The 13,417-nt window shown below is 70.7% G+C and carries 14 protein-coding genes; 9 read left to right on the forward strand and 5 right to left on the reverse strand.

Translation table 11 applies throughout. The features are described from left to right. The first annotated feature begins 37 nt into the window (after positions 1-37). A complete protein-coding gene (locus ACFOYY_RS41870; protein WP_386197097.1) occupies positions 38-976 on the forward strand; it encodes a helix-turn-helix transcriptional regulator in 939 nt (312 codons plus the stop codon). 78 nt (positions 977-1,054) lie between these two features. Here the strand turns inward: ACFOYY_RS41870 and ACFOYY_RS41875 are convergent, their stop codons facing one another. Further along, positions 1,055-1,699 (reverse strand): LysE family translocator, encoded by a 645-nt coding sequence (locus ACFOYY_RS41875; RefSeq protein WP_352012250.1) that lies wholly within the window; start codon positions 1,697-1,699, stop codon positions 1,055-1,057. Positions 1,700-1,933: 234 nt separating this feature from the next. On the opposite strand from ACFOYY_RS41875, the gene ACFOYY_RS41880 reads away from it, so the two are divergent. Continuing rightward, a complete protein-coding gene (locus ACFOYY_RS41880; protein WP_386197098.1) occupies positions 1,934-2,425 on the forward strand; it encodes a VOC family protein in 492 nt (163 codons plus the stop codon). Between the two features lie 51 nt (positions 2,426-2,476). Here the strand turns inward: ACFOYY_RS41880 and ACFOYY_RS41885 are convergent, their stop codons facing one another. Further along, positions 2,477-3,205: a DUF4184 family protein gene (locus ACFOYY_RS41885; protein WP_386197099.1), complete on the reverse strand. Its 729-nt coding sequence runs from the start codon at positions 3,203-3,205 to the stop codon at positions 2,477-2,479. Between the two features lie 44 nt (positions 3,206-3,249). Continuing rightward, the gene (locus ACFOYY_RS41890; RefSeq protein WP_386197100.1) at positions 3,250-4,368 is read right to left on the reverse strand and encodes a WD40 repeat domain-containing protein; all 1,119 of its coding nucleotides are present in this window, start codon (positions 4,366-4,368) and stop codon (positions 3,250-3,252) included. 62 nt (positions 4,369-4,430) lie between these two features. Here ACFOYY_RS41890 and ACFOYY_RS41895 point away from each other — a divergent pair, with 62 nt between their 5' ends. After that, positions 4,431-4,874: a hypothetical protein gene (locus tag ACFOYY_RS41895; RefSeq protein ID WP_386197101.1), complete on the forward strand. Its 444-nt coding sequence runs from the start codon at positions 4,431-4,433 to the stop codon at positions 4,872-4,874. A gap of 39 nt (positions 4,875-4,913) precedes the next feature. Here ACFOYY_RS41895 and ACFOYY_RS41900 read toward each other — a convergent pair whose 3' ends face one another. Next, positions 4,914-5,981 carry a cation diffusion facilitator family transporter gene (locus ACFOYY_RS41900; RefSeq protein ID WP_386197102.1) on the reverse strand — a complete coding sequence of 356 codons (1,068 nt, stop codon included), beginning with the start codon at positions 5,979-5,981 and terminating at the stop codon, positions 4,914-4,916. Positions 5,982-6,052: 71 nt separating this feature from the next. On the opposite strand from ACFOYY_RS41900, the gene ACFOYY_RS41905 reads away from it, so the two are divergent. The 5 genes from ACFOYY_RS41905 to ACFOYY_RS41925 all read left to right on the forward strand — a co-directional run bounded on the left by ACFOYY_RS41905 (position 6,053) and on the right by ACFOYY_RS41925 (position 8,314). Then, complete coding sequence (locus ACFOYY_RS41905; RefSeq protein ID WP_352012244.1) at positions 6,053-6,409, forward strand: ArsR/SmtB family transcription factor; 357 nt, start codon at positions 6,053-6,055, stop codon at positions 6,407-6,409. Positions 6,410-6,469: 60 nt separating this feature from the next. Further along, a complete protein-coding gene (locus ACFOYY_RS41910; protein ID WP_386197103.1) occupies positions 6,470-6,922 on the forward strand; it encodes a MarR family winged helix-turn-helix transcriptional regulator in 453 nt (150 codons plus the stop codon). A gap of 189 nt (positions 6,923-7,111) precedes the next feature. Further along, entirely contained in the window at positions 7,112-7,465 is a 354-nt protein-coding gene (locus ACFOYY_RS41915) for a DoxX family protein (RefSeq protein WP_352012242.1), read from the forward strand. 213 nt (positions 7,466-7,678) lie between these two features. Beyond that, a complete protein-coding gene (locus tag ACFOYY_RS41920) occupies positions 7,679-8,086 on the forward strand; it encodes a hypothetical protein (RefSeq protein ID WP_352012241.1) in 408 nt (135 codons plus the stop codon). A gap of 9 nt (positions 8,087-8,095) precedes the next feature. Beyond that, positions 8,096-8,314, forward strand: a complete 219-nt coding sequence (locus tag ACFOYY_RS41925) for a helix-turn-helix transcriptional regulator (RefSeq protein ID WP_352012240.1) — start codon at positions 8,096-8,098, stop codon at positions 8,312-8,314. Between the two features lie 20 nt (positions 8,315-8,334). On the opposite strand, the gene ACFOYY_RS41930 is transcribed toward ACFOYY_RS41925, so the two are convergent. Next, positions 8,335-9,432 (reverse strand): helix-turn-helix domain-containing protein, encoded by a 1,098-nt coding sequence (locus ACFOYY_RS41930; RefSeq protein ID WP_386197104.1) that lies wholly within the window; start codon positions 9,430-9,432, stop codon positions 8,335-8,337. 303 nt (positions 9,433-9,735) lie between these two features. On the opposite strand from ACFOYY_RS41930, the gene ACFOYY_RS41935 reads away from it, so the two are divergent. Continuing rightward, complete coding sequence (locus ACFOYY_RS41935; RefSeq protein WP_386197105.1) at positions 9,736-13,410, forward strand: nSTAND1 domain-containing NTPase; 3,675 nt, start codon at positions 9,736-9,738, stop codon at positions 13,408-13,410. Positions 13,411-13,417 lie beyond the last annotated feature (7 nt).

Consider the following 13,417-nt stretch of genomic DNA (forward strand, 5'->3'; position numbering starts at 1 on the left):
ATTGTGGACGATTTCTGCCCTCATTAGGATCGGGTTCATGTCCCGTCCGGCAACCCGTGTCCTGGCGCTGTTGGAGATCCTCCAGGACCGCGGCCTGGTGCCCGCCGACGAACTGGCCCGGCGCCTGGCCGTCGACGCACGTGCCGTCCGCCGGTACGTCACGGCCCTGCGCGACATGGACATCCCCGTCGAGTCGGTCCGTGGCCGTTACGGCGGCTACCGGCTCGCGCACGGCGTGCGCCTGCCGCCCCTGATGCTCTCCGACGACGAGGCGGTGGCCGTCGCCGCCGCGCTGGTCACCGGCAGGCACGAACCGGTGGGCGAGCCGGGCCCGGCCGACCGGGTGCTGGTCAAGCTCAACCGCGTCCTGCCCGCCGCGTTACGTCGGCGTGTCACCGCGCTGGTCTCCTCGACCTCCGCGACGACGGGCCCGCTGACCCCGGACCCGCACCTGGTCCTGACGCTGGCCGCGGCCGTCCACGCGCGTCACACCGTACGGATCGAGCACACCCGCGGCGCGCGTGAGGTGGACCCCTACGGGCTCGTCGTGCACGGGCGCCGCTGGTATCTGGTCGGGCACGACCATCTGCGCGACGCCGTCCGCATGTACCGCCTGGACAGGATCGGCGCCGCCGCGGAACTGCCCGCCCGGTTCACCCCTCCCGAGGGGTTCGACCCCACCGACCACGTCATGCGGACGATGACGCTCGGGGCCTGGACCCACCGCACCGAGGTGTGGATGGACACCGACCTTGAAACCGCACGCGACCGGCTGCCCGCCCCCTTCGGCGACCTGTACCCCTGCCCGGAAGGCGGGGTTCTCCTGGTCAGCGGGGCCGAGGACCTGAAGGCCATGGCGCGCGTCCTGACCGGTCTGCCCTGGTCCTTCACCGTCAGGAACCCGCCCGCCCTGGTCACGGCGCTCACCGAGCACGTCGCCTCCCTCGCCCAGGCCGTGGCCCGCTCCCAGTCGTAGAAGGTCACGGCCCCGTACGGCACGCGCCGGTTGTCCGGTGGACGAGAGCGGCGTCGGCGAACCGCTCAGGCCGGAGTGTCAGCGGCTCTCGACGGCCATCCGCAGGCCCAGGGCGATGAGGACCGTGCCGCTGACCGCTTCCAGCCTGCGCCGGATCGCCGGGCGGCGAAACCACGCCCCGGCCCGTCCGACCACGGCCGCCAGCGCCAGGTACAGGACGATCTCGATGGCCACCTGGACCGCGGCGAGCAACGAGGTCGTGGCGAACAGCGGCCGGTCGGCGGGTACGAACTGGGGATAGAAAGCGATCATGAAGGCGGCGATCTTCGGGTTGGCCAGCATCACGACCGCCCCCTCACCGAACGCCTTCCACCAGGACGGCGACGATCCGGGCCCAGGCTCCTCCGCCACCGTCTCCCCGGCCCGCGCACCGCGCCACGCCGTACGCCAGGCCCTGAAGCCGAGGTACAGCAGGAAGCCGCCGCCCACCACGCGCAGGATCAGGTAGGCCACCTCGGAGGCGGCGACGAGGGCGGTGAGCCCGGTGGCGGCGAGCAGCGCCCACGCGTACAGGCCCGCCTCCAGGCCCAGCACCGTGGGCACCGCGCCGGAGAAGCCGTGCAGGGCCGCGCGCCGCAGAATCAGCGCCATCGCGGGCCCCGGTGAGGCGGAGATCAGCATGACGGCGAGGACGAAGGCGGGCAGCGAGGAGAGGAGGTCCATGGAGGGCATCATGATCGTCCATATATCGCCCGTTCAACGGATTTAGTGCCATATACAGGTTTCTGCCAGGACCTCGTCAACGGCCGGGAAGACGACGGCGGGAACACTCTTTACCCCCCTGGAGTGGGCGTCCTCCCCTGCGGGGAATCGTTTCATGGCGGGTTCTTTCGGAACCCGACCTGCGCCGATCAGCACCACCGCTGAGAAGGCAGAGTGCGAACGGGGGTAGGGATCATGACCGTTTCCAGCGCTCCGATGAACCTCACCCGAGCCGCCCACGTTGGGATCTCGGTCTCGGACCTGGACGCGTCGATCGCGTTCTACAGGGCCCTCACCGGACGGGAGCCCGTCGTCGCGGACGAGACCATGCACAGTGTGCCCTTCGGCGAGGCACAGGGGCTGCCCGTCGCGAAGCTGCGGTACGCCACGTTCAACCTCGACAACGTCGGCATCGACCTCATCCAGTTCCAGGACCCGGTCGGGGAGCGGACGGACGGGGCGGCGAACCGTCCGGGCTCGATGCATCTGTGCTTCAAGGTCGACGACTTCGACGCGGTGTACAGGCGTATGAAAGAGGCCGGGTACGACTTCCTCGGCGAGGACTACACGTTCATCGCGGGCGAGGTCACTCCTGACGCGGCACTCGGCACCCAGGTCGCCTACTTCAACGATCCTGACGGCACCAATCTGGAGATCATCCGGCCCAAGGGAGGTTTCTCCAACTGAGACCGCCGGTCCGGCCAGGCCGGTCCGGCCGGATCCGGGAGCGGCCGTGGATCAGCTCCTCGTCCGGGACGGGGCCAGGCGAAGGAAGGCGGCGTAGGCCAGCAGCACCAGCACGACCGCGTCGATCGTCAACGTCACCAGCGACCGCACCACCAGCCCGGCGCCCACCGTCACGATCAGCCCGGCCGCCAGCACTCCCATCGCCGCCGGCAGCGCCAGCCGTACTCCCAGGCCCGGCTGGGACACCGGTTCGCTCAACGGCCTGCGCCACAGCCACCAGCAGGCCGAGCCCAGCGCCGTCAGGGTGATCAGTGAACCGACCAGGTGCACCCCCTCGGACTCCATCAGCACCACGTCCCCGGCGGCGAGCAGCCACTCGTCCACCAGGCGGTCCCACAGCAGGTGGGTGGCGATCCCGACGGCGGCGGCCACCGGCCACCATGCCCAGCGCGCCGCCCGCCCCCGGCCGCGGCGCCCCATCCTGCGGGCCAGCGCCTGGGGCAGCAGGGCGCGGACCGGGGCGGCGCACACCGTGATCACCCCGGCCAGGATCAGCGCCATGACCAGGTCGAAGACCATCGACCCCGTCTCCACCCGGTGGGTCTGCCCGGCGTCCCGCAGCGGGGACCATGGCGCGGAGACCGGAACGAGCACGTCGGTGAGCCCGTAGGGGACGAAGTAGGGAAGGTCGGGGACCATCGCTCCTGCGGCCAGCGCCGCCGGTGGCAGGAACCGGCGCAACGGGATCGCGACAACAGGATGAATAAGGGTAAAAGGCACGAAATGGCACACTATCGGCCATGGCGGGGTGGTGTTGACAATGGTCATGAGCCCCCGGTGGGCGCCGGACCATCGGTCCGCCCGCGGGTCCGCAGGTCCCACAGCCGGACCGTGCCGTCCTCGTCACCGCTGAGCAGTACCTGGTCGCCGTTCACCGTGCCCGCCGCGAGCGCGGTCACCGCCGTCCCGGGTCGAACGGCCATCTCCGCCAGGACCGCACCGTCGGCGGGGTCCCGTAGCTGGATCGGAGCCCCGGCGACCCGGCCCGTGACAAGGACGGGTCGCCGGCCGTCCAGGGCAACGGTGAACGAGGGGAAGGAGAAGAGCCGGGCGTCCTCCTGCCGGTTCTCGACGGACGGGCCGAGCTCCTGCCGCCTTTCGAGATCCCACCGTCTCAGGCCGTAGTCGGAGCCCGTGACGAGGGTGGGCCGCCCATCGAGGGTGAGCACCTGGAACCGGTCGAAGCTCTCGGCCTCCTGCCTGGCGGGCAGGACAGCACCGGTCCTGTGACGTGTGGTGAGATCCCAGAGCTGCGCGTGGCCGGGGTCGTCCCCGTGGTTGTCGACGGCGACGACGAGGATCGGCCGGGAGCGCACCCGCGCCGACGCCAGTGCCGTGATCGCCGTGCCCGCGCCGGTGTCCAGGCTCCCGGCGGACGTGCCCGAGGCCAGGTCCCAGATCCGGACCCGGCCCCGGCGGTCGCCGGTGAACAGTGCGGGAGCCCCCCGAAGGGCGCCGAAGGCGAACGCGGAGACAGGTGCGGGAACGTGGAGCAGCTCCCTGCGGGTGTCCAGATCCCACAGGCGCCCGCCGTACCCGCCGACGGTGAAGACCACCGACCGGCCGTCCAGCTCGGCGACGGCGGCGCGGTCGCCGGGCAGCGGCCCCGCGGCGGGTTCCAGGGTGGGCAGCCACCGGACCCTGACCAGCCCGTCGGCCCCGGCGGTGACGGCCACGTCCCTGCCCCGCGACCTGCCGAAGGCCACTGTCCGGACGGCGGATCGGACAGCGGCCCGGCCTCCGGTGCTCGCCCGCGGACCGTCCTCTGGAGCATGTGTCCTGGAGGGCGTCGTGGTCACGGAGGAGCACCCGGCGAGGCCGGCGGCGCAGACCCCGGTGACCACGGCGGCGACGATCGATCGCCGGAGCGGCAGTCTGGGCATGCCCCTTTCTCCCAGACGGAGGTCCCACGGGCAACAGGACCCCGCTGACGGCCGCCAACGCCGTGCCCAGCTCCCAGAACGGCACGCAGACCGGCGCGCAGTTCTTCGCCGGGGAGAGCGCTCCCTGGACCGCCCAGACGGTCGGGGCCTGGGGGAACATCCCGACGGCGTCCGTCAACGTCACCGTGCCCGCGGGGACGACCCGGTTCGTCGACGCCCGCTTCACCGCCGAGTCTCTCTGCGTCGGCGACCCCAGCGCGTGGTGCTCCGTGCGCGTCGTCGCGGTCAACTCCGCGGGAACGACCATCGAGCTGCAGCCGGTCACGAGTACGGACTACAGGTTCGACACCCCCGGCGGCGCCGAGGAGGCGCACGCCCTTGAGCGCTTCTCCCCCTCGCTGGGCCCCGGGACCTACACCGTCCGGGTGCAGGCCCTGCGCATCACCGGCATCACCCAGTTCACCCTGGACGACTACGCGTTCGTGGTCGGCCTCGTCGAGCCCTGAGGTGTGAGGGGACGGCACCGACCATCGGTGTCCCCGCGGTCAGGTGTGCGCCGCGAGGACCGCGTGGTGGTCGGTGCCCTCCGGCCCGTCGGGATCGGTGTGCACGGTGGCCGCCCGCAACCGGGGCAACTCGTGGATGAGGTGGTGTTCGGCCTCGACCGCCACCGCGTGCGCCCGCACCAGCGACAGTTCGTGACCGACCACGATGTCGACCTCCGCGCGCAACGCGTGCCCGATCCAGCGCAGCCGTATCGAGCCGACACGCTTCACACCCGCGACCCGGGCGACGATCTGCTCGGCCTGTTCGACCAGGGAGGGATCGACCGCGTCCATCAGCCGGTGGTAGACCTCCCGGGCCGCGTCCCTCAGCACGAAGCAGATCCCCACCGTGATCAGCAGGCCGACGACCGGGTCGGCGAGCGGCCAGCCGAGCGCGGCGCCGCCCGCGCCGAGGAGGACGGCCAGGGAGGTGAAGCCGTCGGTACGGGCGTGCAGGCCGTCGGCCACCAGGGCGGCCGAGCCGATCTCACGGCCGACCCTGATCCGGTAACGGGCCACCCACTCGTTGCCGAGGAAACCGACCACGCCCGCGACGGCCACCCAGCCGAGCGCCTGGACGTTCTCGGGGACGATCAGGCGCCTGATCGCCTCATAGGCGGCCATGCCCGCCGAGGCGGCGATCAGGATCACGATGACGATCCCGGCCAGGTCCTCCGCCCGGCCATACCCGTAGGTGAACCGGCGCGTGGCCGCCCGCCGTCCCAGCGAGAAGGCGATCGCCAGCGGGACGGCGGTCAGCGCGTCGGCGACGTTGTGCAGGGTGTCGCCCAGCAGCGCCACCGACCCCGAGGCCGCCACGATCACCGCCTGGACCAGCGCGGTCACCATGAGCACGGCGAAGGAGATCGCCAGCACACGCATGCCACGGGTGCTGGACTCCAGCGCCACGTCGGTTTTGTCGGCGCTGTCGTGACTGTGCGGGACGAAGGCGTGCCTGGCGCGGGCCAGCAGTCCACGACTCCCGCCATGCCCATGCCCATGCCCGTGGCCGTGGCCGTGGCCGTGGGGATGGTGGTGCGGCTCGTGGGGGGTGGTGTGATCGCTCACGACAGCTCCAGTCTGTGCGAATCGGGGTGAGCCGGTTGGACGGCGGACCGCCCATCCCTCATTATGTGCAGATGAGCGCACGCATGCACCTATCAGGTGCGCATGACTCGCAAGAGCGTGACCAGGGCGAACGCCTGGCCGTCGCCGCCGACATCCTGTCCCTGCTGGCCGACCGCACCCGCCTGGCCCTGCTGCGGCGGCTGTCAGAAGGCGAGGCGGACGTGACGACGCTCACCGCCGCCTGCGACCTCGCCCGCCCGGCGGTCAGCCAGCACCTGGCCCGCCTTCGCCTGGCCGAGCTGGTCACCACCCGAAAGGAGGGCCGCCGCGTGATCTACGCTCTGCGTCACGGACACCTGCGGCGTCTGGTGGACGAGGCGCTCAACGCCGCCGACCACCAGCTCGGGCACCTTCCCCCACACGACTGAACGCGCCCCCGAACCACCTCTCCGCCCGGGAACCACGCCGGGCGTGAAATAGTTCAGGGCGTGGCGGATATCCGAATCGAGTGGCCGGACCCGGAGGGCCAGGAGATCGTGGAGCGTCTGTTCGCCGTGGCGGCGGCCCTGCGCGTGAACTTCGAGGAGACCGCCGCCCATGTCGGGCTCACCGTTCCGCAGGCCCAAACACTGATCCACCTCCAGGAGCCCCAGCGCATGGGAGGGGTGGCCGCACATCTGCGCTGCGAGCCGTCCCACGTGACCGCGATCGCCGACTCCCTCGAACGGAGCGGCTTCCTACGCCGGGAACCGGACCCCGAGGACCGCAGGGCCAAGCGGCTTCTTCTCACAAGCCGTGGACACCAGCTCAGGGACCGCCTCCTGGCCCGCCTGTTCGAAAACGCGCCGATCATCTCGGTACTCGACGCCGGCCAGCGGACCGAGTTGCTCTCGCTGCTGCGCACGGCCCAGTCGGCGACCGAACCCGGCACCCGGAACTGAGCCCCGGAGGGGCCCGCCTCCACGGTTCGCCCGGCACCGTCGGGCGGTGTCATCGCTGCCTGGAATCCGTTCGTCCTTGACGTGGCGAGGCCCTTTGGCCCTGGTGGGCCCCCCGTCGGCACGCGAGAAACAACTTCTGATAGAAAACAGTTCAATCATTGAAGTAATTTCCGTGAGGAGATCGCGGCCATGTTCATCGCCACCGCCGTCCTGTCCGTCCTGCTGGCCCTCGCCTTCGCCGGAGCAGGCTTCCCGAAGGCCTCCGGCAAGGAGGAGATGGCCGCCCAGCTCGGCAGACTCGGCGTGTCCGCCGGGTTCATGCGCGTCATCGGCGCGCTGGAGATCATCGGAGCCGTCGGCCTGATCGCCGGGCTGTGGGTCGGAGCCCTCGGCGTGGCGGCGGCGATCGGCCTGGCGCTCCTCATGGCCGGCGCCGTCGCCACCCACGTCAAGGCCCGTGACGCCGCCAAGGGCAGCCTGCCCTCCCTGGTCCTGCTGGTGCTCAGCGCGGTCACGGCCGCCCTTGGCCTGGCCGCCCTCTGAGTCCTCCTCCGCGCGGAGCGCCCACCCGGTCCTCGTTCTCCTCGGAAGTGCCCTCGGCGGTTCGGGGCGCGGGCCGGAGAACACCGCGGTGGCCGTCGGAACGGACGGCCAAGACCGCCTCCCGGAAGGTCTGGGGGCGTCGAAATGTAAAGCACACCTTCCATGAAGTCATGGACACTTTACTTCATGGAAGGTGTGCTTTACATTCGTTCCATGGCAAACCAGATACAGCAGGACCAGCTGACGCGCGCGGCCCGGCGCGCCGTGCTCATCGACGGCATACCCGTGTCTACTTTGGGGGTGATCGCCCTGGCCCTCGGCAGCAACCCCGACCAGAGCACCGCCCAGAAGGCCTGGTGGATCGCGACCACCATCGTGTTCACCCTCGCGATCGCCTGGGTGCTGCTGCGTGCGTTCCGGCGAGCGGACGAATACCTGCGCAGGATCCAGCTGGAGAGCATGGCCGTCGCGTTCGCCGCGGTCCTCGTGGCGCTGCAGGTGGCCACCCTGCTCGACGCCGCGGGTGTCGTACGGCTCCAGCAGCTCGCGCAGGTGATCCTTCTCGGCGGTGTGGCGACATGGCTGCTGATCGCGGACCTGCGCACCCGCCTGAACCGGTGACGGCCCACCATGAAGAACCGACTGCGCGAGCTGCGTGCGGCCCGCCGATGGAGCCAGGCCGACCTGGCCGACCGGTGCGAGGTCTCCCGGCAGGCCATCAACGCCATCGAGACCGAGCGGTACGACCCCAGCCTGCCCCTGGCCTTCACCATCGCCGACGTCTTCGGCCTGACCATCGAGGAGATCTTCCAGCCCGACCGACCGGAAGCGACGGACAACCCGCTCTGACGCCGAGTCCTTTCAAAAGGTCAGGTGGCGCGGGTTCCGCGGCTCCTCGGCGGTTTCGAGGTCGCCGGGACATCGACGCCGGGTTGGCCTTCCCACGGCTTGAGCATGTCGCATGACGACCGGGAGGGCGTTTCCGGTGCCTGTTGTCCGATGAGGTGGATGCGGTGACGGTAATCGATCGGAGAGATCTCGTAGGCGGCGCGAAAAAGACGACTGAAGTGCGCGTTGTTGGCGAATCCCCAGCGAGCGGCGATGGCGTGGACGGGCCGGAGCCGCAGAGCGGGGTCGGCCAGGTCATGGCGGCAGCGTTCCAGGCGGCATGAGCGGATCCAGGCGGCCACACTCAGCCCCTGGTCCTGAAAAAGCCGGTGCAGGTAACGAACGGAGATCTGGTGTGCCGCGGCGATGCCCGCGGGGCACAACTCCGGGTCGCTCAGATACCGCTGGATGAACGCGTGGATGCGTGCCCGCAACATCTGACGGGGCGACTCGGTCTGCGGGAAGGAGCCTGCTTCGAGGATGTGAGCGCAGGTCGCGGCGACCAGGTCCAGGGTGATCATGGACAGCCGGGTGGCGTCGGCCGCGCTGCAACTGGAGGTGTGCCGGGCCAGCCCAAGGATGTGCCGGCGCAGCAGGGCGCCGACCCCGGCCGAGCAGGGCAGGCTTCGACCGGCGAGCCGTACCAGAGAGTCGGCGGGCAAGGGCATCAGCACCTTGGGGATGTACAGGATCACGATCTCGGCACCACCGGTCATGTCGGCCAGCAGGTGGATGTGGAAGGGCTGGGTGGTGTCGTGGAACAGCAGGTCCCCCGGGCCCGCGATCACCTGCCGACTCCCCAGATCCAGCTGCTCGGCGCCGCGCAGGGGCAGCGAGAGGCAGTACGTCCCGGGGGCCGAGCGGCGGATCAGCGTGTCGGCACGCCAGACCTGCGACGGCGGGAACGAAAGCCATGACAGGTGCAACGCCCCGAGACCGATCCGGCGCACGACGGCGTGGGACGCCCCTTCGTGGTCGCCGAGGACGACCGCGGGAGGCCGTCCGCCGACCGTTTCCCGGTGCCGGACGAAACGGCCGGCGGATGGTTCGTGGTCACGGAAAACGGGCTCGGCATTCACCGTGGAATTCGTTGGCTGCCCGCCGCGCTCGTCGAGGCGCAAGAAAGCCTCCAGCTCGTTCTTCGGAAGACGTGTCTTTTCCTTTCTCGACCATAGGTAGCCGCCGGAGAGGTTGTTGCGCAGGTCAGGCCCCGGTGCGCAACAAAAAGAATCCGATCGGCGCAGGCCGCAATTCTCTGACGGGCGCACCCGAAACCACGCAGCCGATCCGGTGAAGGAACGCCACGGTTGCCGCTGTTTCTCGGCCTGAGTTAATTTGACGGCTCGGTCGACCTCTCGGCGCCGAGGCGGAGGGAGCACTGGATGGGCCGGAGTGAGACTCCCCTGGATCCCACCGCGGGGGTGGCCCAACGTTTCGCCTACGAGCTCCGTAAACTGCGGCAGGAGGCGGGTGGTCCCACCTACCGGGAAATGGCCGACCGGGCGGGATATTCGGTCAGCGTGCTGTCGCGGGCGGCGGCCGGGCAGCGGCTGGCGTCCTGGCCTGTGGTGGAGGCCTACGTACGCGCCTGTGGCGGGGACGTGGCCGGCTGGCGGACGCGCTGGCGGCAGGCGGCCGAAGAACACGCCTCCCCCGCCGCCGGTGAGGAGGAGCGGGCTGCGCCGTACCAGGGGCTGACGCACTACGACGTCGGCGACCGTGACCGCTTCTTCGGCAGGCAACGGTTGCTGGACCAGGTGACAGGAATGCTGGAGCGGCGGCGCCTGGCCGCGGTGTTCGGCCCGTCGGGCAGCGGCAAGTCCTCACTGCTACGCGCCGGCCTGATCCCCGCCGCCCGGTACGGTGCCCTGGGCGAACCTGTGCCGGCCGTCGTGACGCTCACTCCCGGTGCCCACCCGATGCGTGAGCACGCCGGCACCTTCACCGCCTTCACCGGGGGTGAGCTGGTGGTGGTCGACCAGTTCGAGGAACTGTTCACCCTGTGTTCGGACGTGGCCGAGCGGGCCGCGTTCATCGACCTGCTGCTGGCGACGGCCGGACCGGGCGGTGGGCGGGTGGTCCTCGCGGTGCGGGCCGACTTCTTCGGCCGTTGCGCCGAGCATCCCACTCTCACCGAGGCCCTACAGGGCTCGACGGTGCTGGTCGGGCCGATGAACCGGCAGGAGTTGCGGGAGGCGATCGTCAAACCGGCCGTCGCCGCCGGGCTGATCGTGGAACGCGCCCTGACCGACCGGATCATCGAGGACGTGGCGGGAGAGGCCGGTGGGCTGCCGCTGATGTCACACGCGCTGCTGGAGACCTGGCGACGCCGCCGTGGCACTCTGCTGACCCTGGAAGGCTACGAACGGGCCGGCGGGGTGCACGGGGCGATCGCCGCCACCGCCGAGCAGGTTTACACGCACCTGTCTCCCGAGCAGGCCGACCAGGCCAAGCGGGTGCTGCTGCGGCTGGTCAGCCCGGGTGAGCAGGCGGCCGACACCCGCTGCCCGGTCTCCTACGAGGACTTCGACCATGTCGCACACCCCGAAGGGGTGCTGGAACGGCTCGCCCGGGTCCGGCTGGTGACGCTGCACGACGACCACGTCGAACTGACCCACGAGGCGCTGATCACCTCCTGGCCGCGGCTGCGCGCCTGGATCGATCAGGAGCGTGAGCTGCTGCGCCTGCGGCGGCGCCTGGGTGAGGCCGCCGCCCTCTGGAACGAGCACGGCCGGGACGCCGGTGTCCTGTACCGGGGAACGCGCCTGACCGCCGCCAAGCCGTTGCTGAGCCACCCCGACGACCTCACCGTCGCCGAGCAGGCCTTCCTGCGCGCCTCCGTGCGGGCGGCGGAGTCGGCCGACCGCGCCACCGCCCGGCGCAGGCGGCTGGCGCGGCTGGCGGTGGCCGCGCTGGCCGTCCTGGCCATCGTGGCCTCGGGCGCCGCCGTGTCCGCGGTCGCCGCGGCCCGTCAGGTCGACGCCCGTGGCCGCGAGATCCTGGCCCAGCTCGTCGCCAAAAGAAGTGACGAACTGGCCGCGACGGACCCGGCCCTGTCCGGGCTGCTGGCCGCCGCCTCCTGGCGTTTCGCCTCCACCGCCGAGGCCCGCTACGACATGCTGACCATGCTGACCGGTTCCCTGGACGGAGTTCTGAGAAACCCCACCGGCGCCGTCACCACCGTGGTCTTCAGTCCCGACGGCCGCCTGCTGGCCACCGCCGGCGCCGACGGGAGCGTTCAGCTGTGGCAGTTCGCCTCCCATCAGCTCGTCTCCACCTTGTTCGTCGGCCCCGCCCGCTACGGCGCTGTCCTCACGATGGCCTTCAGCCCGGACGGCCGCCTGCTGGCCACTGCCGGCGTCGGTGAGGACGTGCGGCTGTGGGAGGTCGCCACCCGTCGCCTGGTCGGGACCCTGCCCACCAGTCACACCACCGCCGTCACCACCATGCAGTTCAGCCGGGACGGTGTCCGGCTGAACACCGCCGACGACGAGGGAGGCGTCCAGGTGTGGGACGTCGTCGCTCGCCGTCCGGTCGCCACCTTGCCCATCGCCTCTGCTCGCGGCGCCGTCATGGTGGCCTTCAGCCCCGACGGCACCACCGTTTCCGCCAGTTACCTTGATGGGGCACGCGTACAGCGCTGGGATCTGGCCACTCGCCGCATGAAGGGCCCGATGTTCGACGGCGACGTCGGAATGTCCCCTCGGGTGAGGTTCAGCGCCGACGGCGCCGTCGCCGCCACCTTCGGGATGGCGAGTCCGAGTGTGCGGTTATGGGACGCCGCCACCGGCAGCCCGGTCGGCCGTCCCCTGCCGACGGGCTACACCGGCGACCTGGCACTCAGCTCGGACGGCGCCATGCTGGCCGTCGTCGACGAAGGCGGCAGACGCATCCGGCTGTGGGACGCCCGTACCCAGAGGCCCGTCGGCGTTCCGTTGAGCGGACACACCGGCCCGATCGCGAACATCGCGTTCAGCCCGAGCGGCGGCATCCTGGCCAGCGTCAGTGATGACGGCACCATCCGGTTGTGGAACACCGCGACATTCCACGAGATCAGCGGCCTTCCATCCGGTCACACCCTCGATGTCACCGCCGTGGCCTTCAGCCCGGACAGCCGTCTGCTGGTCAGCGGTGGAACCGACAAAACCTTCCGCCTGTGGGACGTCACGACGCGCCACCTGAGCGGCTCCCCCGTGACCGGCTCCGCCAGCGGTATCGCCACACTGGCGTTCAGCCCTGACGGCCGTCTGCTGGCGACCTCCGGCAGCGACGCGAACGTTCACCTATGGGACGCCGTCACCCGCCAACCGGTCGGTGCTCTCGCCCTTGGCAACTCCGAAAGTGTGGTGAACTCGGTCGCCTTCAGCCCTGACGGTCGTCTGCTGGCGGCGGGGAACTGGCGCGGCGTCATCCGGCTGTGGGACGTGGCCTCCCATCTCCCGGTGGGCGCTCCCCTCGTGAGGGGAAGCAGGCCGGTGAACTCGGTCGCCTTCAGCCCTGACGGCCGTCTGCTGGCGGCGGGGAACTGGCGCGGCGTCATCCAGTTGTGGGACGTGGTCTCCCAGCTTCCGGTCGGTGCTCCTCTGGAGGGGCACAACGGTCCGGTGAACTCGGTCGCCTTCAGCCCCGACGGCCGTCTACTGGCCACGGGCGGGCAGGACAGGACCATCCGGCTGTGGGACATGGTCACCCGCCTCCCGGTCGGTGCTCCTCTGGAGGGGCACAACGGTCCGGTGAACTCGGTCGCCTTCAGCCCCGACGGCCGTCTACTGGCCACCGGTGGGGAGGACAGGACCATCCGGCTGTGGGACATGGCCACCCGCAGGCCGATCGGCACTCCCCTGTCCGGTCACAGCCGTGCCGTCCGCACGGTCGCCTTCAGCCCCGACGGTCGCCTGCTGGCCACCGGTGGGGAGGACAGGACCATCCGGCTGTGGAAGACGGAGCTGCCCCCGGATCCGCCCGCGGCGGTCTGCGCCGCCGTGGGGCGCTCCCTCACCCGGCAGGAATGGCAGCAGTATGTTCCCGGGGAGTCGTATCAGCAGATCTGCCCTTGACGATCCG

The sequence above is a fragment of the Streptosporangium jomthongense genome (assembly GCF_042650425.1).
Classification (GTDB): domain Bacteria; phylum Actinomycetota; class Actinomycetes; order Streptosporangiales; family Streptosporangiaceae; genus Streptosporangium.